Annotated in this window: 26 protein-coding genes; 10 read left to right on the forward strand and 16 right to left on the reverse strand. The window is 71.4% G+C overall.

Translation table 11 applies throughout. The features are described 5' to 3' along the window. Positions 1-72: 72 nt before the first annotated feature. Positions 73-882 carry an AraC family transcriptional regulator gene (locus E9232_RS21055; RefSeq protein WP_309797150.1) on the reverse strand — a complete coding sequence of 270 codons (810 nt, stop codon included), beginning with the start codon at positions 880-882 and terminating at the stop codon, positions 73-75. Positions 883-978: 96 nt separating this feature from the next. Between E9232_RS21055 and E9232_RS21060 the strand changes: the two genes are divergently transcribed. Continuing rightward, complete coding sequence (locus tag E9232_RS21060) at positions 979-1,416, forward strand: hypothetical protein (protein WP_309797152.1); 438 nt, start codon at positions 979-981, stop codon at positions 1,414-1,416. Between the two features lie 9 nt (positions 1,417-1,425). Here the strand turns inward: E9232_RS21060 and E9232_RS21065 are convergent, their stop codons facing one another. From E9232_RS21065 to gpmI, 3 genes are all read right to left on the reverse strand, one after another. After that, positions 1,426-1,914, reverse strand: a complete 489-nt coding sequence (locus E9232_RS21065) for an RNA pyrophosphohydrolase (RefSeq protein ID WP_309797153.1) — start codon at positions 1,912-1,914, stop codon at positions 1,426-1,428. Between the two features lie 17 nt (positions 1,915-1,931). Next, positions 1,932-3,344, reverse strand: coding sequence for a S41 family peptidase (locus E9232_RS21070; protein ID WP_309797155.1), 1,413 nt, complete (start codon positions 3,342-3,344; stop codon positions 1,932-1,934). 162 nt (positions 3,345-3,506) lie between these two features. Then, positions 3,507-5,069, reverse strand: a complete 1,563-nt coding sequence (gene gpmI / locus E9232_RS21075; protein WP_309797157.1) for a 2,3-bisphosphoglycerate-independent phosphoglycerate mutase — start codon at positions 5,067-5,069, stop codon at positions 3,507-3,509. Between the two features lie 111 nt (positions 5,070-5,180). On the opposite strand from gpmI, the gene E9232_RS21080 reads away from it, so the two are divergent. Together E9232_RS21080 and E9232_RS21085 are read left to right on the forward strand one after the other, a co-directional pair. Continuing rightward, positions 5,181-5,552 carry a hypothetical protein gene (locus tag E9232_RS21080; RefSeq protein WP_309797159.1) on the forward strand — a complete coding sequence of 124 codons (372 nt, stop codon included), beginning with the start codon at positions 5,181-5,183 and terminating at the stop codon, positions 5,550-5,552. Positions 5,553-5,670: 118 nt separating this feature from the next. Then, complete coding sequence (locus E9232_RS21085) at positions 5,671-6,129, forward strand: hypothetical protein (protein WP_309797160.1); 459 nt, start codon at positions 5,671-5,673, stop codon at positions 6,127-6,129. A gap of 76 nt (positions 6,130-6,205) precedes the next feature. On the opposite strand, the gene rlmH is transcribed toward E9232_RS21085, so the two are convergent. The 6 genes from rlmH to E9232_RS21115 all read right to left on the reverse strand — a co-directional run bounded on the left by rlmH (position 6,206) and on the right by E9232_RS21115 (position 12,452). Then, entirely contained in the window at positions 6,206-6,664 is a 459-nt protein-coding gene (gene rlmH, locus E9232_RS21090) for a 23S rRNA (pseudouridine(1915)-N(3))-methyltransferase RlmH (RefSeq protein ID WP_309797161.1), read from the reverse strand. Between the two features lie 12 nt (positions 6,665-6,676). Then, the gene (rsfS, locus tag E9232_RS21095) at positions 6,677-7,105 is read right to left on the reverse strand and encodes a ribosome silencing factor (protein ID WP_510184261.1); all 429 of its coding nucleotides are present in this window, start codon (positions 7,103-7,105) and stop codon (positions 6,677-6,679) included. A gap of 100 nt (positions 7,106-7,205) precedes the next feature. Further along, on the reverse strand, positions 7,206-7,844 hold the full coding sequence (locus E9232_RS21100; RefSeq protein WP_309797164.1) for a nicotinate-nucleotide adenylyltransferase: 639 nt from the start codon (positions 7,842-7,844) through the stop codon (positions 7,206-7,208). A gap of 90 nt (positions 7,845-7,934) precedes the next feature. Beyond that, complete coding sequence (locus tag E9232_RS21105; protein ID WP_374710645.1) at positions 7,935-9,209, reverse strand: glutamate-5-semialdehyde dehydrogenase; 1,275 nt, start codon at positions 9,207-9,209, stop codon at positions 7,935-7,937. A 61-nt stretch (positions 9,210-9,270) separates the two neighbouring features. Then, complete coding sequence (locus tag E9232_RS21110) at positions 9,271-11,214, reverse strand: glycoside hydrolase family 15 protein (protein ID WP_309797167.1); 1,944 nt, start codon at positions 11,212-11,214, stop codon at positions 9,271-9,273. Positions 11,215-11,288: 74 nt separating this feature from the next. Then, the gene (locus tag E9232_RS21115) at positions 11,289-12,452 is read right to left on the reverse strand and encodes an MFS transporter (RefSeq protein ID WP_309797169.1); all 1,164 of its coding nucleotides are present in this window, start codon (positions 12,450-12,452) and stop codon (positions 11,289-11,291) included. A 226-nt stretch (positions 12,453-12,678) separates the two neighbouring features. Here E9232_RS21115 and E9232_RS21120 point away from each other — a divergent pair, with 226 nt between their 5' ends. Continuing rightward, on the forward strand, positions 12,679-13,242 hold the full coding sequence (locus tag E9232_RS21120) for a tetratricopeptide repeat protein (protein WP_309797171.1): 564 nt from the start codon (positions 12,679-12,681) through the stop codon (positions 13,240-13,242). A 39-nt stretch (positions 13,243-13,281) separates the two neighbouring features. Continuing rightward, complete coding sequence (locus E9232_RS21125) at positions 13,282-13,842, forward strand: tetratricopeptide repeat protein (RefSeq protein ID WP_309797173.1); 561 nt, start codon at positions 13,282-13,284, stop codon at positions 13,840-13,842. Between the two features lie 49 nt (positions 13,843-13,891). Here the strand turns inward: E9232_RS21125 and E9232_RS21130 are convergent, their stop codons facing one another. The 5 genes from E9232_RS21130 to E9232_RS21150 all read right to left on the reverse strand — a co-directional run bounded on the left by E9232_RS21130 (position 13,892) and on the right by E9232_RS21150 (position 18,371). Further along, complete coding sequence (locus E9232_RS21130) at positions 13,892-14,917, reverse strand: MerR family transcriptional regulator (protein WP_309797175.1); 1,026 nt, start codon at positions 14,915-14,917, stop codon at positions 13,892-13,894. A 110-nt stretch (positions 14,918-15,027) separates the two neighbouring features. After that, positions 15,028-15,417 (reverse strand): nuclear transport factor 2 family protein, encoded by a 390-nt coding sequence (locus tag E9232_RS21135; RefSeq protein ID WP_309797176.1) that lies wholly within the window; start codon positions 15,415-15,417, stop codon positions 15,028-15,030. A gap of 6 nt (positions 15,418-15,423) precedes the next feature. Further along, positions 15,424-16,863 (reverse strand): pyruvate kinase, encoded by a 1,440-nt coding sequence (pyk, locus tag E9232_RS21140; protein ID WP_309797178.1) that lies wholly within the window; start codon positions 16,861-16,863, stop codon positions 15,424-15,426. 231 nt (positions 16,864-17,094) lie between these two features. Next, a complete protein-coding gene (locus E9232_RS21145; RefSeq protein WP_309797179.1) occupies positions 17,095-17,484 on the reverse strand; it encodes an ACT domain-containing protein in 390 nt (129 codons plus the stop codon). Then, positions 17,481-18,371 carry a DMT family transporter gene (locus tag E9232_RS21150; protein WP_309797181.1) on the reverse strand — a complete coding sequence of 297 codons (891 nt, stop codon included), beginning with the start codon at positions 18,369-18,371 and terminating at the stop codon, positions 17,481-17,483. Before E9232_RS21150 ends, E9232_RS21145 begins: the two co-directional genes overlap by 4 nt. Before the next feature lie 164 nt (positions 18,372-18,535). Between E9232_RS21150 and E9232_RS21155 the strand changes: the two genes are divergently transcribed. Further along, positions 18,536-19,465 carry a DUF6454 family protein gene (locus E9232_RS21155; RefSeq protein ID WP_309797183.1) on the forward strand — a complete coding sequence of 310 codons (930 nt, stop codon included), beginning with the start codon at positions 18,536-18,538 and terminating at the stop codon, positions 19,463-19,465. Between the two features lie 49 nt (positions 19,466-19,514). Here the strand turns inward: E9232_RS21155 and E9232_RS21160 are convergent, their stop codons facing one another. Then, positions 19,515-20,300 (reverse strand): SDR family NAD(P)-dependent oxidoreductase, encoded by a 786-nt coding sequence (locus tag E9232_RS21160; protein WP_309797185.1) that lies wholly within the window; start codon positions 20,298-20,300, stop codon positions 19,515-19,517. 151 nt (positions 20,301-20,451) lie between these two features. Between E9232_RS21160 and E9232_RS21165 the strand changes: the two genes are divergently transcribed. The 4 genes from E9232_RS21165 to E9232_RS21180 all read left to right on the forward strand — a co-directional run bounded on the left by E9232_RS21165 (position 20,452) and on the right by E9232_RS21180 (position 23,179). Further along, a complete protein-coding gene (locus E9232_RS21165) occupies positions 20,452-21,240 on the forward strand; it encodes an N-formylglutamate amidohydrolase (protein ID WP_309797187.1) in 789 nt (262 codons plus the stop codon). Continuing rightward, positions 21,237-22,409, forward strand: coding sequence for a carboxylate-amine ligase (locus tag E9232_RS21170; RefSeq protein ID WP_374710641.1), 1,173 nt, complete (start codon positions 21,237-21,239; stop codon positions 22,407-22,409). Before E9232_RS21165 ends, E9232_RS21170 begins: the two co-directional genes overlap by 4 nt. Positions 22,410-22,425: 16 nt before the next feature. Continuing rightward, positions 22,426-22,728: a DUF1244 domain-containing protein gene (locus E9232_RS21175; RefSeq protein WP_309797193.1), complete on the forward strand. Its 303-nt coding sequence runs from the start codon at positions 22,426-22,428 to the stop codon at positions 22,726-22,728. A gap of 202 nt (positions 22,729-22,930) precedes the next feature. Next, complete coding sequence (locus tag E9232_RS21180) at positions 22,931-23,179, forward strand: DUF2312 domain-containing protein (protein ID WP_309797195.1); 249 nt, start codon at positions 22,931-22,933, stop codon at positions 23,177-23,179. Positions 23,180-23,240: the final 61 nt, after the last annotated feature.

Here is a 23,240-nt window from a genome sequence, read left to right on the forward strand (position 1 = left end):
CAGGTAGATAGGCTACCTATCTATATCGCCGACGCTGGTCCCTGGCAATGGTGCTGCGACGCTGGGCAGTCCTCAGGCCGCAGCGATGGTCCGGTACCGCGCCGGGGTGGTGCCCAGACTGCGGCGGAACATGGCGATGAAGGCGCTGGGGCTGTCATAGCCCAGCTCCAGCGCCACCGCGGTGACGCCGCGGCCGCGGCCCAGCAGGTCCAGCGCCGCCAGCAGCAAAGCGCGGCGCTGCCAGGCCGCCACCGACAGGCCGGTCTCGGCCCCGAACAGCCGCTCCAGCGTGCGCGGGCTGGCGGCGGCGATCCGGGCCCATTCCGCCAGCGGGCGGCGGCTGCCGGGGGCGGCCAGCAGCGCCTCGGCCAGGCGTCGGGCGCGGCGGTCCCTGGGCATCGGCAGCAGCAGCGGGGTCGGCGTGGCCGCCGCCATCTCGTCCAGCATGACGGTGGCCACCCGGCGCTGGCGGTCGTCCAGCGGCCAGGCCTGGGGCCAGGTCGCGGCGCGCAGCGCCAGCTCGCGCAGCAGGGGCGAGAAGGGCAGGATCCGGCAGCCGGCGGGCAGTCCGGCTGCCGCCTCGATCGGGACCTGGATGCCGTGCATGTGCAGGCCGCCCTCGGTGCTGGCCTCGTGCATCAGGCCGGGCGGCATCCACAGGGCGCAGCCGGTGGGCACGCACCAGCGGCCTTCGGCGGTGCCGACCGTGGCGCTGCCGGCCTCGGGCCAGAACAGCAGGCCGCCGCGATGGGCATGGGTCGGAGCCTCGAAGGCGGTGTCGAACCGCACCTCCAGCCGGACCATCTCGTCCGCCATCCGGTCGAGCGCCGCCGCCTCGGCGGAGCCCGGCCGCATGCGAATGGCCGTTTCGCGATACTCCATGGCCCGGCCTCGTGCGATCGCGCCGCCGCCGCCCGCTAGGGTGGATCTCCCTGGGGCCGGTCACCGGCTCAGACTGAGAATGCGAGTTGTTATCACATGAACATGATTTTGGCCACCGACATACCCCTGCCGGCCGTGTTCGATCTTGCCGCCTTTCCACTGGTGCAGATGCCGGTGCCGCAGGCCGAGATGCCCGGCTATGGCGACCGCTGGGCCGTCGAACTCGACGCCATCCTGGCGCGCGAGACCCGCTTCGTGATGCTCAGCATCGGGCCGATGCCGGATGGCGAGCGGCATGACGACCGCAAGGCGCGGACGCTGTGGCTGAAGCGGCGGCGGGGCGACCTGGCCCGGCTGTGCCTGTCGCATCTGCATGTCGAGCCGGACCCGCTGCGCCGCGCGGCGATGCAGGCAATGGTCGTGACCGCCAGGGTGGCAAAGGCCTTCCCCTATCCGATCGCGCTGTTCGCCGACGAGGAGGCGGCGCTGGAGCGGGCCTGGTCGCTGCTGCGCTCGGCGCCGCTGGCGCTGTAGCCGAGCGCTCTAGCCCCGCGTCAGCAGCGGGGCGAAGGCGGCCAGCACGGTGGTGTAGACGTCGCGCTTGAACGGCACGATCTCGGCCAGCACCCGGTCCGGCTCCGACCAGCGCCAGGCGTCGAATTCGGGATGCTCGGTCTCGATGTCGATCTCGCCATCCTCGCCCAGGAAGCGCAGCGCCACCCAGCGCTGCTCCTGGCCGCGGTAGCGCCCGCCCCAGACCTTGCCGACCAGATGGTCGGGCAGGTCGTAGCGGGTCGCATCCGGCGCCTCGGCCAGGAATTCGGCGTGGTCGGTGCCGATCTCCTCCTTCATCTCGCGGAAGGCGGCCTCGCGCACGCTCTCGCCCCGGTCGATGCCGCCCTGCGGCATCTGCCAGCCATCGGGTGTGTCGCGGCGGCGCGCGACGAAGACGCGGCCGCCGCGGTCCAGCAGCATGATGCCGACGCAGGGCCGATAGGGCAGCCCGTCCCGTCGCTTGTCCGGCGTCGACATGGCGGTTCCAGGCGGGATCAGTCCGCCTGTCCCTTCTGGAACAGGGCAAGGCCGCGCAGCAGGTCGAGCGCGCGGGACAGCTGGTAGTCGACATCCGCCGGCTTGGTGGCATCGGCCGCGCCATCGGTCGGCGGCACCACCGCCTTGTCGGGGGTCGCGGTCTTGTCCGGCACCGCACCCGGGGCCGGCGGGGTCTTCTGGGCGTCGCCGTCCTGGCCCGGCAGATTCTTGTTGTTGTCGTTGTTCAGCGCGCCCTTCAGGTCGGCCTCGCGGTAGCCGCGCAGCTGCGCGATTTCCTCGATCTTCGCCTGCTGGACCTCGATGTCCGGCGTGATGCCGAGCTGCTGGATCGACCGGCCGGACGGGGTGTAGTAGCGCGCCGTGGTCAGGCGCATGGCGCCATGGCCCGGCAGCGGGATGATGGTCTGGACCGAGCCCTTGCCGAAGCTCTGCGTCCCCATCAGCACGGCGCGGTGGTGGTCCTGCAGGGCGCCGGCGACGATCTCGGAGGCCGAGGCCGAACCGCCATTGATCAGCACCACCAGCGGCAGGCCGTCGGCCAGGTCGCCCGGGGTGGCGTTGTAGCGCTGGGCCTGGTCGGCCTTGCGCGACCGGGTCGAGACGATCTCGCCCTTGTCGAGGAAGGCATCGGACACGGCGATCGCCTGGTCCAAGAGGCCGCCCGGATCGTTGCGCAGGTCGAGGACATAGCCCTGCAGCTTGTCGCCGAGCTTCTTCTTGATGTCGGCGATGCCGCGCTTCAGCCCGTCCTCGGTGCGCTCGGTGAAGCTGGTGATGCGGATGTAGCCGACATTGCCCTCGGTCCGCCACCGCACCGATTCGACCGGGATGGTCGCGCGCGCCATGGTCAGGTCGTAGGGGTCGGCGTCGCCGCGGCGCAGGGTGATGGTGATGTTGCTGCCCACCGGGCCGCGCATCTTATCCACCGCCTCGTTGAGGCTCATATTGACGATCGGCTTGCCGTCGATGGCGATGATCAGGTCGCCGGCCTGGACGCCGGCCTTGGCGGCGGGGGTGTCGTCGATCGGCGACACCACCTTCACCACCCCGTTCTCCATCGTCACCTCGATGCCGAGGCCGCCGAAGCTGCCGCGGGTCTGGGACTGCATGTCCTGGAACTCGTCGGCGTTCAGGAAGTTGGAGTGCGGGTCCAGCGAGGTCAGCATGCCGTTGATCGCGGATTCGATCAGCTGCTTGTCGCTGACCTCCTCGACATATTCGGCGCGCACCCGCTCGAACACCTCGCCGAACAGGTCCAGCTGCTTGTAGGTGTCGTTGGCGTCGCTGCTCGTCGCGGCCTTGTCCGGCGCCTTGTCCTGCGCCCAGCCCTGGAAGGTCAAGGTATGTCCGCCGACGAAGGCGAGGCCCATCAGGGCTCCGATGGCGACGGCGTTCAGGTGCTTCTTCATGCTTGCCCTCGCTGGCGGCGAACCGCCAGGCGCTCGAGTCAATCGGCCGACCGGCCGTCTCCGGAACCGGAGGGGAGGCTGGCCAGGGTGGACGCCATTCGATGATATCTGCCGGGTTTCGGCGGGATCAAGTTACCTGACGTCCATATTTATATCTTCGCGTCACTGCGCCGCCCCATCCGAGGCCGATATCAGGCTCCTTCCGGTCATCTCCTCGGGCTGCGGCAGGCCCATCAGGGACAGGAGAGTCGGCGCCACATCGGCCAGCCTGCCGTCGTGCAGCGTGCGGCGCGGGGCCGGCGCGTTGACCAGGATCACCGGCACCTTGTTGAGCGTGTGCGCGGTGTGCGGGCCGCCGGTGACCGGGTCGCGCATCAGCTCGGCATTGCCGTGGTCGGCGGTGACCAGCATGGCGCCGCCCTGGCGCCGCACCGCCGCCTCGACCTGGCCGAGGCAGCCATCGACCGTCTCGCAGGCCCTGATCGCCGCCTCCAGGATGCCGGTGTGGCCGACCATGTCCGGGTTGGCGAAGTTGACCACCACCAGGTCGTATTTGCCGCTGTCGATCGCGGCGACCAGCCTGGAGCACACCTCGGGCGCCGACATCTCCGGCTGCAGGTCGTAGGTCGCGACCTTGGGGGAGGGCACCATGATGCGGTCCTCGCCGGGGAATTGGGTCTCCTCGCCGCCGTTGAAGAAGAAGGTGACGTGCGGGTACTTCTCGGTCTCGGCGGTGCGCAGCTGGGTCTTGCCGGCCGCGGCGACGACCTCGCCCAGCCCCTTGGCAATCGATTTCGGCGGGAAGATCGCCGACATCAGGCCGTTCAGCTGCTCGGAATACTCGACCAGGCCGCAGGCATCGGCGAAGCGCACCGGGGTGCGGGCGAAGCCGTCGAAGGCGGGGTCCAGCAGCGCCTGCAGGATCTCGCGCACCCGGTCGGCGCGGAAATTGGCGCACAGCACGCCGTCGCCATCCTTCATGCCGGCGTAGCCGCCGATCACGCTCGGCAGGATGAACTCGTCGCCCGTGTCGGCACGGTAGGCGGCCTCGACCGCGGCGACGGCGTCGGATGCGGTCTCGCCCTTGGCCTCGGCCACGGCGCGGTAGGCCTTCTCCACCCGCTCCCAGCGCTTGTCGCGGTCCATGGCGTAGTAGCGGCCGTCGACGGTGGCGATGCGGGTGTGCGGCAGCCCGTCGATGTCCCTCAGGAAGCGGCGGAGATAGTCGGCGCCGGCGCGGGGCGGGGTGTCGCGGCCGTCGGTGTAGGCATGGACCGCGACCGGCACCCCGGCTTCGGCGACGATCTTCGCCAGCGCCGCGATCTGGTCCTGATGGGCATGGACGCCGCCGGGCGACAGCAGCCCCATCAGGTGGCAGGTGCCGCCCGAGGCCTTCAGCGCCTCGATGTGCCGGCGCAGCGCCTTGGCCTTGGCCAGCGAGCCGTCGGCGATGGCGTTGAAGATCATCTGCAGGTCCTGGAACACCACCCGGCCGGCGCCCAGGTTCATGTGCCCGACCTCGGAATTGCCGATCTGGCCGTGCGGCAGGCCGACCGCCTCCTCGCTCGCCTGCAGGAAGGCGTGCGGTTCTCCGGCCCACAGCCGGTCGAAATTCGGGGTGTCGGCCAGGCGCACGGCGTTGTCCGCCTCCTCCTCACGCCAGCCCCAGCCGTCGAGGATGCACAGGACCACAGGGCGGGACGGGGGGGTGGCTGCGGCGCTCATCGCATGTCCTTTCACGGAATCTGCCCTTCATGTATCGATTGACGCCACCGGCACAAGGGAGTTCCGCCTGACATGCGCGACCGAATGGCACCAAGTGGCGGCCGCTGGTTGGTGACCGCCCTGCTCCTGGCCGGTTGTGGCGGGCCCGTGGTCACCGCCGCCTATGATACCACCGACCCGGTCGACCGCTGGCAGGCGGTGCTGCGCGCCAACGCCGCGCGCTATGTCTGCGGCGCCCCGCTCGAAGGCGGCGAGACCCGCTTCGCCGACGTCATGGTCGACGCCCAGCGCCAGGCCACCGCGGCGCTGGCCCGGCGCGAGGACGCGCCGGCGACCGATCCGGAGGTGCTGGGCGACCTCGCCCGGCGCCGGACCGCGCAGGAGCGGGCGGTGCGCGATGTGGTCGCACAGCGCGGCTGCCGCGATCCGCAGATCATGGCGCTGACCGCCCTCGCCGACCGTTTGTCCGCCGGGCAGGGGTGACGCGGCGGGGCGGCACCCTATCTCAGAGGGAAAGGGGAGGCGGGCCTGGGAGCGGACGGTCGCATTTCCGACCTAAAGGCTTGGTTAGGTCGATCGGTCCGAGGACGAAGAGGACGAGATGAAGCGAGTGAACGGCGCGGCGCTGGCCGCGGTCCTGGCGATGCTGGCCCTCGGGGCCTGCGCGGAGCAGGGCTACATCGATCCCGGATACCCAGGCTATGGCGGGCCGGGGGCGGGGCCGCAGCAGGCGGCGGCGGGCCACGCCGGCGATTCGCTGCAGCGCTACGACGCCATCGTCCGGGCCGATGCCGCCGCCCGGTCCTGCCGCGTCCGTCTCGACCCGCAGCAGGCGCAGCGCTTCGACGCGGTGTTGCAGCAGGCCGAATCCGAGGCCGCGGCACAGCTCGCCGGCGGGTCGGGCGCCCCCACCGACCAGTCCGTGATCTGGCAGGAGCTCGGGGCCCGGCGCTCGGCGAACGAGAAGGACGCGGCGACCGTGGTCCGCCAGCGCGGCTGCCGCTCCGGCACGGTCGAGGAGCTGATCGGCAGCTACCGGAACTTTGCGGCGACGGGCTGAGAGCCCGGCGCCCGGGCGATGACCGCAAACCGCCTTCTACTTTGGGTGTCGTGCCACGGCAATGACAGGTGAAGCCTCACGCCCTGTGATACGGGTGGCCGCTGAGGATGGTCTGGGCACGGTAGATCTGCTCGGCCAGCATGGTCCGGGCCAGCATGTGCGGCCAGGTCAGGCGGCCGAAGGACAGCAGCAGGTCGGCGCGGTCGCGCACCGCATCGTCATGGCCGTCGGCGCCGCCGATCAGGAAGGCGGCATCGCCGCGGCCCTCGTCGCGCCAGCGGCCCAGGATGCGGGCGAGGCCGGCGCTGTCGAGGTCGCGGCCGCGTTCGTCCAGCACCACCGCGGCGGCGCCGGCCGGCACCGCGGCCAGCAGCAGGGCGGCTTCCTCGCGCCGCAGGGTCGGGCCGGCGAGGCCCTTGCGGGCCTCGACCTCACGCAGGGAGATCGGCCACGCCGACCGGCCGACATACTCGTCGAACAGGTCGCGCAGCGGGCCCGCCTTGGCGCGGCCGACCGCGGCGATGGTCAGCCGCATGCCGGGTCCGGCTTAAGCGGTGCCGGCGATGCGCGTGACCCGCTCGGAATCGTCGTCCCACATCTTCTCGAGGGCGTAGAAGTCGCGCACCTCGGGGCGGAACAGGTGGACGATCACGTCGCCGGCGTCGAGCAGCACCCAGTCGCCGCGCGCCTGGCCTTCGACCAGGATCGGGCCGGGGGCCAGCGCCTTCAGCTTCTCCATCAGGTGGTCGGCCATGGCGGCGACCTGGCGCGAGGAGCGGCCGGTGGCGATGATCAGGCTGTCGGCGATGGAAGACCGGCCGGTGAGGTCGATCACGACCAGATCTTCGGCCTTGTCGGCGTCGAGCGACGTCAAGGCGGTCTCGAGAATGGGCCGGGCAAGGCTGGCTGCGAGACCCGGCGGCAGACGCCCGGCTTCGGCCCGGGGCGTCTCGGTGTTCGGTCGTATGGCGTTCACCTCAAGGTTGCACGATGGTCACGGCGCTGACGCCGCCGCGACGATGCTACCATAGTCGTGGCTCGTCAGCGCCACGGGGACTCGGCATAGCCATCGCGCGTCAGCGGCGCGATGGTGACGGACCTTGGCGAAGCGATCGTGCGGCCCGCAGCGCCGTGGCCGAGGCCGGATGGCGCTTTGCCAGGAAGAACACCCAGGCCGGCGTTTTCATTCCCGCCAGCGACCGGGCGTGATCCTGGTCGATCCGCGCCCGCACGAACCGCTGCGCCGCCAGTCCCGACAGCGCCCTTAGAGAATAGGAAGGCCGGTCGTAGACGGCAACCGGCACGGTCTCGAAGATTTTCGTCCAGCGCTGCCAGTGGCGGATCTGGGCCAGGTTGTCGGCACCCATCAGCCAGACGAACTGGGTCTTGGGGAACCGGGCGACCAGCGCCTTCAGCGTGTCGGCGGTGAAGCGGGTGCCCAGCTCGGCCTCGATCCCGGTGGCGACGATGCGCGGATGCCGCGCCGCCTGCCGGGCGGATTCGATGCGCTCGGCGAAGGGCGCCATGCCGTTGACCGGCTTCAACGGGTTCTGCGGCGACACCAGCCACCACACCGCGTCCAGCCCCAGCCGCTTCATCGCCTCGACGCTGATGTGGCGGTGGCCGTCATGCGCCGGGTTGAACGACCCGCCGAGCAGCCCGACCCGGCAGCCGTCCCAGATCCGGCCGTGACGGGGATTGGGCACGGTCAGCACCGACGCTTCTTCCCGTAACGAGAAGAAGAGTCGGTCGAGGGTGTGGGGCGATCCTGCTGATGCAATCGGGAGGGGTCCTTGGTCCGGCCGTCAGGGCCGGGTCTGGCCGGTGCCGCGGACGAGGTATTTGTAGCTCGTCAGCTGCTCGGTGCCGACCGGGCCGCGGGCGTGCAGCCGGCCGGTGGCGATGCCGATCTCGGCGCCCATGCCGAATTCGCCGCCGTCGGCGAACTGGGTCGAGGCATTGACCAGCACGATGGCGCTGTCGACCCGCCCCAGGAAGGCCTCGGTCGCCGCCGGATCGGCGGTGACGATGCAGTCGGTGTGGTGGCTGCCGTGCAGGTTGACGTGCTCGATCGCGGCATCCACCCCGTCCACCGTCTTCACCGACAGGATGGCGTCGAGGTATTCGGTGTCCCAGTCGTCATCCGATGCCGCGACCACGCGCGGGTCGATCGCCTGCACCGCGGTGTCGCCGCGGATCTCGCAGCCGGCCTCGATCAGGTCGTCCAGGATCGGCCGCAGCATGGTCCCGGCGACGCTGCGGTCGATCAGCAGCGTCTCGGTGGCGCCGCACACGCCGGTGCGCCGCATCTTGGCGTTGAACACGACGCGGCGCGCCATCTCCGGGTCGGCGGCCTCGTGGACATAGGTGTGGTTGATCCCGTCCTCGTGCCACAGCACCGGGATCCGGCTCTCCGCCGCCACCCGCGCCGTCAGCGACTTGCCGCCGCGCGGGATGATGACGTCGACGAATTCGGTCAGGCCCAGCAGCTCGCCCACCGCGGCGCGGTCGCGGGTCGGGATCAGCTGCACCGCGCTGCGCGGCAGGCCAGCCTTCTTCAGCCCATGGCCGATCGCCGCGGCCAGCGCGGTCGAGGTCTGGAAGCTGTCCGACCCGCAGCGCAGGATGCAGGAATTGCCCGATTTCAGGCACAGCGCCGCGGCGTCGGCGGTGACGTTGGGCCGGCTCTCGAAGATCACGCCGACGACGCCCAGCGGCACCCGCACCCGCTGGATGCGCATGCCGTTCGGCTGGATCCAGTCGGCCAGCACGCTGCCGATCGGGTCGGGCAGCGCGGCCACCGCCTCCAGCCCCTGGGCCACCGCCTCGATCCGTTTGTCGTCGAGGACCAGCCGGTCGAGGAAGGCGGGGCTGGTGCCGTTCTGCCGCGCCAGCGCCATGTCCTGGGCGTTGGCCGCCAGGATCAGCGCCTTGTCGTCGCGGATCGCCGCCGCCGCCGCCACCAGCGCCGCGTCCTTCTGCGGTCGCGGCGCCAGGGCCAGCACGGCGGCCGCGGCGCGGGCGCCGGCGCCAAGGCGGCGGAGCAGGTCTGCAGTGGTCTCGATCTCGGCGTCGAACAGGGCGGTCATCACGGCGTCTTTCACGGTCGATGCCGCAGCCTAGCGCAGAGTTCGGCCGATTTCACCGCGCGTCCGCCGCAGGGGCGCTATTCCCGTCCTCGCTGCGGTCCTCCGCCGGCCCGCGGATCTCGGCCAGGTTCAGCGCGGTGTTGATCACGCCGATATGGCTGAAGGCCTGCGGGAAATTGCCGAGCTGCCGCCTGGCGATCGGATCGTACTCCTCGGCCAGCAGCCCGACATCGTTGGTCAGGCTCAGCAGCCGCTCGTACAGCGTGGTGGCGCGGTCGACCGCGCCGATCATGGCCAGGGCGTCGGCCAGCCAGAAGCTGCAGACCAGGAAGGTGCCCTCCTCGCCGGCCAGCCCGTCGACGCCGTGCTCGGTCTCGTAGCGCCGCGCCAGCCCGTCGACCGTCAGCTCGCGCTCGATCGCCTCGACCGTGCCGATCACCCGCGGGTCGTCCGGCGGCAGGAAGCCGACCATCGGGATCTGCAGCAGCGCCGCGTCCAGCATCTCCGACCCGTAGGACTGGGTGAAGCTGTTGCGCGTCGGGGAAAAGCCCTTCTCGCAGATCTCGGCATGGATGCGGTCGCGAAGCTTCCGCCAGGCCTTGACCGGCCCCTCCAGCCCGAACTGCTCGACCGCCTTGATCGACCGGTCGAAGGCGACCCAGGCCATCACCTTGGAATGCACGAAATGCCGGCGCGCGCCGCGCACCTCCCACAGCCCCTCATCCGGCTTGTCCCAGATCTTCTCGAGGAAGCCGAGCAGCACCCGCTGCACCCGCCAGGCGTCGTGCGGATGGGTCAGGTGCTTCTTGCGGGCGACATGGATGGCGTCCAGCAGTTCGCCATAGACGTCCAGCTGCAGCTGGGAATGGGCGCCGTTGCCGATGCGCACCGGCTTGCTGCCCTCGTAGCCGGCCAGCCAGGGGATCTCCAGCTCGGTCAGCCGGCGCTCGCCGGCCAGGCCGTACATGATCTGCAACTGCTCCGGCCGTCCCGCCGCGGCCCGGCGCAGCCAGTCGCGCCACGACGCCGCCTCCTCGGTGAAGCCGGCGCCGAGCAGGGCGTAGAGGGTCAGGGTAGCGTCGCGGATCCAGCAGTAGCGGTAGTCCCAGTTGCGCTCGCCGCCGATCTCCTCGGGCAGCGAGGTGGTGGCCGCGGCGACGATGCCGCCGGTCGGGGCATAGGTCAGCGCCTTGAGGGTGAGGGCGGAGCGCAGCACCGCCTCGCGGTAGGGGCCCTGATAGGTGCAGTGATGGGCCCAGCCGTGCCACCAGGTCTCGGTGTCGGTCAGCGACCGGAACGGGTCCAGCCCGCCCGGCTCGGGCATGTGCGAGGGGTACCAGGTCAGGATGAACGGCACCCGCTCGCCGGCCGCGACCGTGAAGTCGCCGACCGTCTTCATCGATTCGCCGTGCAGCGCGATCGGCGACCGGAAGCGCAGCGCGTCGGCCCCGGCGATGGCGACGATGCCGTCCGGACGGTGCCGCACCCAGGGCACGATGCGGCCGTAGTCGAAGCGGAACGCCGCCTCCATCCGCATCGCCACCGACCCGCTGCGGCCTTCGACCACGCGCACGATCGACAGCTCGTCCTCGCGATGCGGGAACGGCATGAAGTCGATCAGGGCGACGGTGCCGCCCTCGGTCTCGAATTCGGTCTCCAGCACCAGGGTGTTGTCGCGATAGCGCCGGCGCGTGGTGACGACGGTGCCGGGCTCGGGCGCGATCTGCCAGTGGCCGTTCTCGACGTCGCCCAGCAGCCGGGCGAAGCAGGCGTCGGAATCGAAGCGCGGCAGGCACAGCCAGTCGATCGATCCGTCGCGCCCGACCAGCGCCGTGGTCCGGCAGTTGCCGATGATGGCGTAGTCCTCGATCCGCCCGGCCGGGCCTTTGAACCGTCCCTCGGCCCGGGTGCGCGGCTGCTTGCCGCTGGCCTGCCCCTCGATGCCCTCGGGGCCGGGGTTGTGGACTGCATCCGGGTGCCCTGTCGCTGCCGCCATTTCGTGCTCCGCTATGGTCACAGGTCAGGGAAGGAACGAAGGCCGGCTTGGTTCCGCCGGCGCGGCGGAAAGACCTATATCGCGGCCTGGCGACGCTCCGTCGCCAGCAGCACCGCGAAGCCCGCCGCCACCCCCGCCGCGGCGACTCCGATGGTCGCCTCGATCCCCAGCGTATCGAAGAATCGCCCGGCGCCAAAGGCGACGACGACGATGCCCAGATTGACCAAGCTGGCGGTCAGGGCGACGGTGGTGCCGCGCAGCGACGCCGCCATCCCCGCCAGCACCGCCTGGTGGGTCGGCCCGGCGACGCCGTAGCCCAGCGCCCACAGCGCCCCGGCCGCCACGGCCAGCGGCGCCGGCAGGGTCGGCAGCACGCCGAGCACCAGGATGCCGGCGAGGGTGCCGGCGATGCCCGCCAGCACCGCCCGCGACGGGCTGCCCAGGCGGCGCACCGCCGCCGGGATCAGCAGGTTGCCGGCGATGGTGACCAGGCCGAACAGGCCGAGCGCCAGACCCAGCGCCTCGGTCGACAGGCCGTAGCGGCGGCGCAGGATCTCGGCCATCACCGTGATCACCCCGATCGACACCCCGAGCCACAGGAAGGTGGCGGCCAGCCGCGGCGTGGCCCCGGCTTGGCGGAATGCTGCGCCGATGCTGACCGCGACCCCGGCGCGCGGCCGCGCCTCCGGCCGCTGGAGCGGCATGGTGGCGACGGCGGCCAGCAGGGCGCCCACGGCCATCGCCACATAGGCGACGCGCCAGTCCAGCCGCGCCGCCACCAGGGCGGCGCCGGCCGGGGTCAGGACGAAGCTGACGGTCAGCCCGGCCAGGATCCGGCCCATGGCGGCGGGCTGGCGCGGCGCGTCGACGGTGTCGGCGACGATGGCGACGGCGTTGGGCGCCATCGCCGCGGCGCTCAGCCCCGCCAAGGCGGCGCAGGGCAGCGCGACGGCGAAGACCGGCGCCAGGGCGATCCCGGCATTGGCGACGCCGAAGCCGACCAGGGCGGGCAGCAGCAGCGCCTTGCGTCCCAGCCGGTCGGACAGCGGGCCCAGCAGCGGCGCCAGCACGGCATAGACCAGGGCGTAGCTGGCGGGCAGCCAGGCGATCCGCGCCGCCGGCACGCCGAAGCTGTCGCCCATCGGTGCCATCATCGGGCCGGCCACCACCTCGGCGCCGCCGATCAGGAACATCACGAGCATGAGCGGCAGCAGGCGCCGGCCGGGCAGGGAGGTCATGGCGGGCCGTATCGGACAGCGATGGCCCGAAGCTGGGCACGAGAACGCAGGCGAGCTTCGAGCGAGGAGTCCTGCGTGGCCGGCGGAGGCGATCCGATCGACCCGGGGACTATAGCGGGCCCGGCCGCGATGTCGATTGCGACCCCTGTGCTGGACGCAGGACAGTGCGCCGCTTGTTGCATCTTTTGACGTTGCCTTCTCAGGAATCGGCACCAATCTGTTGATCATGAAGGCGTTGCGCATTCTGGCCCTGATCGCGGCCATTCTTGCGGCGCCGTGCGGGACCCTCTCGGCGGCAGACGCCCCGACGCGTCTCGACACCCTCCTCGACCAGCTGCAGACGACCGCGGATGCGGCGGAGGCACAGCGGCTGGAGCGGCAGATCTGGACGATCTGGCTCGACTATGGCGGCGCCGACGAGCTGGTGCCGCAGCTGATGCGGCGGGGCAGCGCCGCTCTCCTGAGCCGCGACTACGCGGTGGCCGAGGCCGCCTTCACCGCCGTGGTCGACCGGGCGCCGGATTTCGTCGAGGCCTGGGACCGCCGGGCGGTAACCCGCTTCCTGCGCGGCGACTGCGCCGGCGCCATCCGCGACATCGACCGCACCCTGGCGCTGCAGCCGCGGCATTTCGGGGCGCTGTTCGGCCTTGGCCTGTGCCGGGCCGCGCTCGGCGACTACCAGGCGGCGCTCGACGCCTTCGATCGGGTGCTGGCGGTCGACCCGCATTACGCGCCGGCGCTCAGCCAGGCCGAGCGGGTGCGAAAATTCCTCGCGGGCTACCCGCTCTGAGCCCTTGCCGGCGGCCACCGCACGCCCGATCTCCATGGGATGCGGCGCATTCTCGCCTTTCTGCTCTCCGTCTTCCTGATCGCCGCGGCCCTGCCGGCGGCGGCGGCCGATGATCGCGCCGCCCAGCTGGACGCACTGTTCGCCCAGCTGAAGACCGCGGCGCCGGAGGAGGAGCCGGCGCTGCAGATCGCGATCTGGCATCTCTGGTTCCGCTATGAGGGCGCCGACACCGAGATCCCCGGGCTGCTGGAGCGCGGCAACACCGCGATGGCGAAGGACGACTACGCCGTGGCCGAAGCCGCCTTCTCCGCCGTGATCGAGCGCGACCCGGCCTATGCCGAGGGCTGGAACCGGCGGGCGACGGTGCGCTACCTGCGCGGCGACATCCGCGGCTCGATCGCCGACATCGACCAGGTGCTGGCGCGCGAGCCCCGGCATTTCGGCGCGCTGTCGGGCCTGGGCCTGTGTCGGATCAAGCTCCGCGACTATGCCGGCGCGATCGAGGCCTATCAGCGGGCGCTGGCGATCGACCCGCAGATGGCCGCCGCCCGCGACCAGATCGAACAGCTCAAGAAGCTGCAGGCCGGCGACCCGATCTAGGGGCGGACCACCCAGACCAGGCCGCGCCACGTTCCGATGCGCGCAGCCATCACGCCGCTGCGGGCTGGCCCGCCGCCAGCCGTGCCCGCACCGCGGGCGAGGCCAGGCAGGTGGCGACGGCCTCGTAGCCGGGTGCGCCGGGATAGGGGGTGACGAGGGTCGGCGGGCTATGGTTGGCGGGGCAGAGGAGGATGGCCTCGTCGGGGCCCACGGCGGCCAGGTCCAGGATGGCGCAGGAGCGCGTCATCAGGAACAGCGGCCGCTCGCCGGGCCCGCGGCGGCGCAGCCAGGCGATCAGGGCCTCCTGGGTGGCGTGGTCCAGCCCCTGTTCCACCATGTCGACGACCAGGACGGACGGGCCGTCCGATTCCAGCCCGGCGAGCAAGGCGACGAGGGCGCCCGACACCGTGGCGCCGTCCTCGACCAGCCAGGCCAGGGTGCGGTCGACCCGCGACCCGAGCGCCGGATCGGCGTCCAGCCGGGCCCGGGCGGCCGCGCCGCCGTCTGCCAGCCGGTCCAGGTCCAGGAAGGCGGCGCCCGGCAGGGTCTCGGCCAGACGCTTCGCCAGCCTTGTCTTGCCGCTGCCCAGCGGGCCGATGATGTAGGTCAGCGGCCGGATGCCGTGCAGTTCGAACCGCTCGCCGCCCCAGGGCCAGGGCAGGTCGAAGGCGACGCTGGGTTCGGCGGCCGGGCCGAACAGCCGTGCCAGCTCTCCGGCCGCCGGCGCCTGGCCACGGGCGAGGTCGACCCGCAGGCCGCGGATCGTCTCCACCGCGCCGGCCAGGTCCCGGATGCGGCCTTCGAGGGTCGACTGGTGCGCGGCCAGGGCCGGCTCCAGGCCCTGCGGGTCTCCCCCGAGCACCCGCGCCACCTGGGCCAGGCTGAAGCCGAGCGCGCGCAGGGCCGCGATCTCGGCGGCCCGGGCCATCTCGCCGGGGCCATAGGCACGCCATCCGGCCGCGGTGCGGATCGGGGCGACCAGGCCGCGCTGCTCGTAGAGCCGCAGGGCCTTGGCGGAGACGCCGAGCCGCCTGGCGGCCTCGGACGGGTTCAGGAAGAGGGCGGAGGGACTCACGACTCACCTCGTTGATCGCTGACCGCTCCCCTTATCGGGGCTGTCCCAGGGACCGAGTCAACCGGGTGTTTCGCGATATCCGGTGGTTCTCGCCGACGACGGCGCCAGCCTCAGTGGATGGTGCCGGCCGGGCGCGGCTGCTGTGGCGTGGCCTCGCGGGTCGGCCCGGCCTGGTGATGGACCATGCGCCAGCCCTCGGCCTCGCGGATGAAGACGTTGGTGGCGGCCAGCCGGTTGTCGCCGATCCGCTCGATGCACAGCACCACCGCGGTGTCGCCGTATTCCAGCACCCGCGCCGCCTCGGCCACGATGCGTGGCGGGGTGCGCAGGATCGACTCCCAGCTCCGCATCACCGCTTCGCGGCCGGCCAGCACCGGCCAGCCCGGATGGATGCAGGCGACCGGGCGCTTGTGCGACCACAGCGCCGTCATGGCGGCGGTATCGCCGCGCGCCAGGGCGGCATAGAAGGCTTCGTTGGCGGCGAGGGCGGACTCGGCCATGCAACCTCAGTCCTCGATCCAGGCGATGCGCAGGACGTTTGTATTGCCCGGGGTCCCGAACGGCACGCCGGCGGTCACCACGATGCGCTGGCCCGTGGTGCCGAAGCCGTCATGCTTGGCCAGGCGGCAGGCCTTGCTGACCATCTCGGTGAAGTTGTTCACATCCTCGGTGTGCACCGCGTGGACACCCCAGCACAGCCCCATGCGGCGGGCGGTCTGCAGGTTCGAGGTCAGGCACAGGATCGGCACCTCCGGCCGCTCGCGCGCGGCGCGCAGCGTGGTCGACCCCGAAGTGGTGTAGGTCGCGATCGCCACCGCGCCGATGGTGTGCGCCACCTGCCGCGCCGCCGCGGTGATGGCGTCGGCCGCCGTGCTCTCCGGGTCGTAGTGCACCGCGTCGAGGATGGTGCGGTAGATCGGGTCCTTCTCCACCCGGCGGGCGATGCGGTCCATCATGGTCACCGCCTCGATCGGGTAGTCGCCGGAGGCGGTCTCGGCCGACAGCATCACCGCATCGGCGCCGTCGAACACCGCGGTGGCGACGTCCGAGGCCTCGGCCCGGGTCGGGGTCGGGGCCGTGATCATGCTCTCCAGCATCTGGGTCGCCACGATCACCGGCTTGCCGGCATGGCGCGAGGCCCGGATGATCTTCTTCTGCAGCGACGGCACGTCCTCGGCCGGCATCTCGACGCCGAGGTCGCCGCGGGCGACCATCACCGCGTCGGTCATCTCGACCAGCGCGTCGAGATGCTGGATCGCCGCCGGCTTCTCCAGCTTGACGATCACCTGGGCCCGGCCGGCGATCAGCTTGCGCGCCTCGGCCACGTCCTCGGGCCGCTGCACGAAGGACAGCGCCACCCAGTCGACCCCGATGTCGAGGGCGAAGCGCAGGTCGTCGAGGTCTTTGGGGGTCAGCGGCGACAGCGGCAGCACCGCGTTCGGCACGTTCACGCCCTTGCGGTCGGACAGGCGGGACCCCGCCTCGACCACGGTGTCGGCATAGCCGGGGCCGCAGGCGGTGACCTGCAGCCGCACCTTGCCGTCGTCGAGCAGCAGCAGCTGGCCGGGCTCGATCGCGGCGAAGATCTCGGGATGCGGCAGGGTCACGCCGGTGACGTCGCCCTCGCGCTTGTCCAGGGTCAGGCGGAAGCTCTGGCCTTCGGTCAGCTGGACCGGGCCGTTGGCGAAGGTGCCCAGGCGCAGCTTCGGCCCCTGCAGGTCGGCCATCACGGCGATCGGGTGGTCGAAGTCGCGCTCGACCTCGCGGATCAGGGCCAGCCGGGCGGCGTGGTCCTCCTGCTTGCCGTGGCTGAAATTGAGCCGGAAGACGTCGACGCCCGCCTCGAACAGCCTGCGGATCCCTTCGGCCGTGCTGGTGGCGGGGCCCAGCGTGGCGACGATCTTGGTCTGGCGCGTTCGGCGGAACGACGGGCGCTTCTTGGGCATGGCTGACTCCCGGATCACGGGGCCGGTTCGCCGTGGACCGGGGCCTGAAGCCCGGCCCCGCATGCGCCGGCCGCCCGGGAAGAAATCACATCCGGGGGCTTTCGCCAATGTCGAATGTGCGCCGAGCTTCGGATGTTACGCGGACTTAATATTTCAATCCGGCACCGGCTAGCTAGTCCGAACGTGCTGGATCGGCTTGGTTTTTGGCGCGTTTTCGTCCTGCGGGAGCAGTCAGATCCGCACGGTGTTTGTCTGCTGCAGCACCGCGGTCGCGGCGTCCAGGTCGCCGCCGCGCACCAGGAGATAGTCGGTATCGTAGGTCGAGATCGCGAAGATGCTGATGCCGGCCTCGGCCAGCGGCGCGGCGAGTCGGGCGAGGATTCCGGTCAGGGCGAAGTCGAGTGGCCCTTCAACCTTGAAGCCGCGCCAGCCGCGCTCGGCCTGCACATCCGCCGGCAACCGCGCTTCCGGGCATACCACCGACAGCTCGTCGCGGGTGCGGCTGACGGTGACGAAGGGGTCGGTCCAGTCGATCCAGCCGGGCAGGGCGGCGCCGGCTGGCAGCCGGGCCACCGCCAGCGTCTCCGGCAGCAGGCTGAGGACGAGGCGAGCTTCGCTCATGCGCGGCGCGCCAGCAGGATGCCGGCCAGCACCAGCACACCGCCGATGCCCTGGGCCGGCCCCAGCGGTTCGGACAGGATGATCCAGGCCAGCGCGGCCGCCGCCACCGGCTGGATCAGCAGGGTCAGCGAGGAGAAGGCGGGGGGCAGCCAGGCCAGGGCGTAGGTGATCAGGCTCTGGCCGCTGACCTGCGAGATCCAGGACAGGCCGAACAGCACGGCCCAGCCGGCCAGCGTCGACGGCAGCAGCACCGGCTCGGTCAGCAGCGCCAGCGGCAGCGTCACCGCCGCGGCGACGGCGCTGGTCCACAGCATCACCGTGGCCACCGAGAAGCGGTCGCGCAGCCGGCCGACCGCCAGGATGTAGCCGCCGTAGAACACCGCCGCCAGCGCGGCCATGCCGTCGCCGGCCAGGTGGCCGTCGCCGAACGCGCCCGGGCCGCCCTTCAGCACCACGACGCCGACGATGGCGACGGCCAGGCCGGCGGCGAAGATCGGGCGGATCGGGGTGCGGAACAGCACGAAGGCGCCCAGGGTGACGAAGATCGGCGCCAGGTTGGCCAGCAGCGTGGCATTGGCGACCGAGGTGACGGCGATGGCCCAGTGCCAGGCCACCAGGTCGGCGGCAATGAACAGGCCGGGCAGCGCCAGCGCGGCATAGTCGGCCAGGCCCCGGGGCCGCGCCGCCTCGCCCCGGGCGCGTTCGGCCCGGTACCACAGGAACAGGATCGGCAGGGCCAGGGCCACGCGCCACACCGCTGTCGCGATCGGCCCGACCTCGGACAGCCGGACGAAGATCGGCGAGCTGCCGATCGCCAGCCCGCCCAGGATCAGGGCGGGCAGCGCCAGGCGCTGGGCGGGGGAAGGGGACAGGACGGCCTCGCTCATGATGGGCCGGAGCTTAGTCCGGCCGCCGCGCCGCGGCCATGCCCGGCGGTGCAAGGGAGGCCGGCGCGCGGCGCGGGCTATCCGCCGGGCTCTGTCTGCGGCCATCATCGAATCGTCACGGCTCCACGCCAGAATGGATCGACGTCAAGAACCGGGGATCCAGCATGCATCGTTTCGCCAGTCTCGTGGCCGGAGCCGTCCTGGCCCTGGCCGCCACCGCCGCCATGGCCGGGCCGGACGACCTGGCCCGCAAGATCGAAGGGCTGTCGCGGTCGACCCAGTGGCAGCTGGTCGAGACCATCCCGGTGCCGTTCGACACCCAGCACCCCCAGGGCTTCGCCCGGGTCGGCGACGCAATCTTCGTCACCTCGGTCGAGATCACGGTGCCGACCAAGCGCTATCCCCAGCCGCAGGACGGCTACGACCGCGACACCGGCCAGGGCGTCGGCCACCTGTTCAAGCTGGACGCGCAGGGCAAGCTGGTCGGCCAGATCACCCTGGGCGAGGGCGCGATCTACCATCCCGGCGGGATCGACTATGACGGCCGCTGGCTGTGGGTGCCGGTGGCGGAATACCGGCCGAACAGCCGGTCGATCCTCTACCGGGTCGATCCGCAGACGCTGGAGGCGGTGGCGGTCGGGCGCATTGCCGACCATGTCGGCGGGCTGGTGCACGACACCGACCACCAGACGCTGCACGGCGTCAGCTGGGGTTCGCGCCGCTTCACCACCTGGCATCTCGACGCCGACGGCCGGGTGACCGACCCCGAGGCCAAGCCGACCCTCAACCCCGAGCACTATCTCGACTATCAGGATTGCGCCTACCTGCCGGTCGGCCGCGCCATCTGCACCGGCATCACCGAATTCCGCCGCACGCCGGATGCCCCGGTGTTCGGCCTCGGCGGCATCGAGATCGTCGACCTCGCCGCCGGCCGGCCGGTGTTCCAGGTGCCGGTGCTGCTGTGGACCGAGGACGGCACCGCCATCACCCGCAACCCGGTGCTGGTGGAGGAGACGGCGACGGGCCTGCGGCTGACGGCGATGCCGGAGGACGACCATTCCCGGATCTTCGTCTACGAGACCACCGTGCCCTGATCCGTGGGGCGGCGGGGCGTCTGTGTCGGTCGGACGCCTCGACCCGTGGTCACGGCATCGACTGGCCGCCATTGACCTCGATCATCTGGCCGGTGACGTAGCCGCTCGCGATGCTGGAGGCGAGATAGAGGAAGGCGGCGGCGCAGTCGTCGGCGACGCCCAGCCGCTTCATCGGGATGGTGGCCTGCATCGCGGCCAGCTGCTCCGGCGTCGAATAGCGCTCGTGGAACGGGGTCATGATCACGCCGGGCGAGACGGCGTTGACCCGGATGTTGTCCTGGACCAGCTCCTTGGCCCAGCCGCGGGTGGCGACGGCGACGAAGCCCTTGGCCGCGGCGTAGATCACCGAGCCGGTGCCGCCGCCGCTGCGCGCGGCGATCGAGCTGAGATTGATGATCGACCCGCCGCTTCCCTGCCGGCGCATCTGCGCCGCACCCTCGCGCAGGAAGCGGACGACGTGGCGGACATTGAGGTCCAGCACGTCGTCGACGAATTCGTCGCTGTAATCCGCGACCGGTGTCCGCTTGACCAGGGCGCCGGCGTTGTTGACCAGCACGTCGAGGCCGCCGAAGGCCGCCACGGTCTGCTCGACCAGGCGCTGTGCCGTCTCCGGCCTGGTCACATCGCCCGGGGCCAGGATGGCCTCGCCGCCGGCCTCCTGGATGTCGGCCACGACGGCTTCGGCCGCCGCGCGGCTGGCGTTGAAGTTGACCGCCACCCTGGCGCGATTGTGGCCGAAGGCGCGGGCCGCGGCGGCGCCGATGCCGGTGCTGGCGCCGGTGATCAGCACCGCCTTGCCGGCGAGGTCGGGGAAGACGGGCAGGGGGCTGGTCATCGGGCTCACCTCGGTTTGTGCGATCCGTCCATCTTGTCAGACAACATCATGTCAGACAATTTGCCGGGATGCATACGAGCCACGATATGCGCGAGGCCGCCGCATCGCGCCGCTCTCCACAGCGTCGCGGCGCCCTGCTAGGGTTTGTCGGATGACGCTCCTCAGCCCCGACGATCCGCCGGCCTTCGAGCTGGTCAACCCCGACGGCAAGGCCTGCGCCCTGCTGGTGGCCGATCATGCCGGCCGCGCCTTTCCGAAATCCCTCGGCCGGCTCGGCCTGGGGCCGGAGGCGCTCGACCGCCATGTCGCCTATGACATCGGCATCGCCGCCTTTTCCCGCCGCCTGGCCGAACGGCTGGACGCGCCGCTGCTGCTGCACGGCTATTCCCGGCTGGTCCTCGACCCCAACCGCCAGCTCGACGACCCGACCTCGATCTGCGCCATCAGCGACGGGGTGATCGTGCCGGGCAATGCCAGGGTCAGTGCCGAGGATGCGGCGGCCCGGGCGGCGGCGCTGTTCCATCCCTACCACGACGCCATCACCCGGCAGCTCGAACGGGTGCAGGCGCGCTGCCCGGCGCCGGCGCTGCTGTCGCTGCACAGCTTCACCCCCGTGATGCGCGGTTTCGCCCGGCCCTGGCAGGTCGGGGTGCTGTGGCGCGACGACGGCCGCATCCCGCTGCCGCTGATGGAGGCGCTGCGCCAGGACCCGGAAATCACGGTCGGCGACAACCAGCCCTATTCCGGCCGCAACGCCCATGGCTACACCATGCATTCGCATGCCGAGCCGCGCGGCCTGCCCCATGTGCTGATCGAGATGCGCCAGGACCTGATCGCCGCCGACGCGGCGGCCGAGGCCTGGGCCGACCGCATGGCCGACATCTTCACCCCGATCCTGGCCGATCCGGCCCTCTACCAGCCGCTGCAGGCCGTCGCATGAGGCACACCGTGTCCGGGGAACCCGCCTTCACCCTCGGCATCGAGGAAGAGTACCTGCTGGTCGACCCGGTCAGCCGCGACCTGGTGGCCGACCCGCCGCCCGAGCTGGTCGAGGCGCTGGAGCACCGGCATGCCGGCAGCGTCGCCCGCGAATTCTTCCGCTGCCAGGTCGAGGTCGGCACCCCCGTCTGCCGGACCATCGGCGAGGCGCGGACCGAGATCAAGCGGCTGCGCCGGTCGGTGGTGGAGGAGGCGGAGCGGCACGGCCTCGCCATCATCGCCGCCTCGACCCATCCCTTCGGCACCTGGCGGCCGCAGAAGCACACCGACCGCAGCCGCTACGACCAGCTGGCGCGCGACCTCGGCGTGCCGGTGCGGCGCCTCCTGATCTGCGGCGCCCATGTCCATGCCGGGATCGAGGACCCCAACCTGCGCATCGACCTGATGCGGCAGATCCGCTACTTCCTGCCCCACCTGCTGTCGCTGACCACCTCCTCGCCGTTCTGGCAGGGCACCGATACCAAGCTGAAATCTTACCGCCTGGCCGTGTTCTCCGAACTGCCGCGCACCGGCATGCCGGAGGAGTTCCAGAGCTATGGCGAATACGAATCGGCGCTGGCCTCGCTGGTCCAGGCCGGGGTGATCGAGGACGGCAGCAAGATCTGGTGGGACATCCGCCCCTCCGCCCGCTTCCCGACGCTGGAGATGCGGGTGTCCGACGTCTGCACCCGGGTCGAGGACGGGCTGACCGTCGCCGCGCTGTACCTGTGCCTGCTGCGCATGCTGTGGCGGCTGCGCGCCCAGAACATCGCCTGGCGCCGCTACCGCAGCGTGCTGATCGAGGAGAACCGCTGGCGCGCCATGCGCTACGGCTTCGAGGAAGGGCTGATCGACTGGGGCAAGGGCAAGCTGGTGCCCTATGCCGAGCTCTTGGAGGAGGTCATGGTGCTGGTGGCCGAGGACGCCGCGGCGCTGGGCTGCGAGGCCGAGATCGCCCAGGCGCGCGACATCCTGGCCCGTGGCACTTCCGCCCACCGCCAGCTCGCCACATATTATGAGGCCCTGGCCCAGGGCGTCGACGAGGCCGAGGCGCTGCGCCGCGTCGTCGACTGGCTGATCCTGGAGACCAAGACCGGGCTGTCGGAAGACCCGCCCGCCACCGCATCCTGACCCCGTGGACCCCGCCATGACCGAGATCGACGCCAAGACCCGCACCGAGCTGGAGGCCGCCGCCTTCCGCACCCTGGTCGAGCATCTGCGCGGGCGGACCGACGTGCAGAACATCGACCTGATGAACCTGGCCGGCTTCTGCCGCAACTGCCTGTCGCGCTGGTACCGCGAGGCGGCGGAGCAGCGGGGCATTCCGCTGTCCGACCCGGCGGCGCGCGAGGCGGTCTATGGCGAGCCGTATGAGAGCTGGAAGGCCAAGCACCAGAAGGATGCCTCGGCCGGCCAGCAGAAGGCCTTCGACGCCTCGCACAAGCACTGACCCCGATCCCGGGCGCGAATCGCTCCCGGCCGGTCCCGGCGGCACTCTGCCGGGCGCAATCCCGCGCCGGCGCTGGCCCCGTCCGGCCGCGCTTGCCGGCCCGGCGGCGGCGCTTTATGGTCCCGCGCCCTGAGCAGGCCCGATCGCCTCGCTCTGTTGCCAATTTCGTCGCCCGTTGCCAATTTCGTCGAAGGACCAGCCCATGTCGGATGTCGGTGGTATCGCCGCGGATCGCCTGAAGTCGTTCATCGAGCGCATCGAGCGCCTCGAAGAGGAGAAGGCCGGGATCGCGGGCGACATCAAGGATGTCTATGCCGAGGCCAAGGGCACCGGCTTCGACAACAAGATCATTCGCCAGATCATCCGCCTGCGGAAGATGGAGCAGGATGACCGTCGCGAGCAGGAAGAGCTGCTGGACCTCTACAAGCAGGCCCTCGGCATGCTGGAGTAGGACGGGACCGCGCCTTCGGCCCTCCCGGCCTGTGCGCTGACGTCGGCGCCGGCCCATCGGC

The organism is Inquilinus ginsengisoli, from assembly GCF_031453975.1.
GTDB classification, from domain to species: domain Bacteria; phylum Pseudomonadota; class Alphaproteobacteria; order DSM-16000; family Inquilinaceae; genus Inquilinus; species Inquilinus ginsengisoli_A.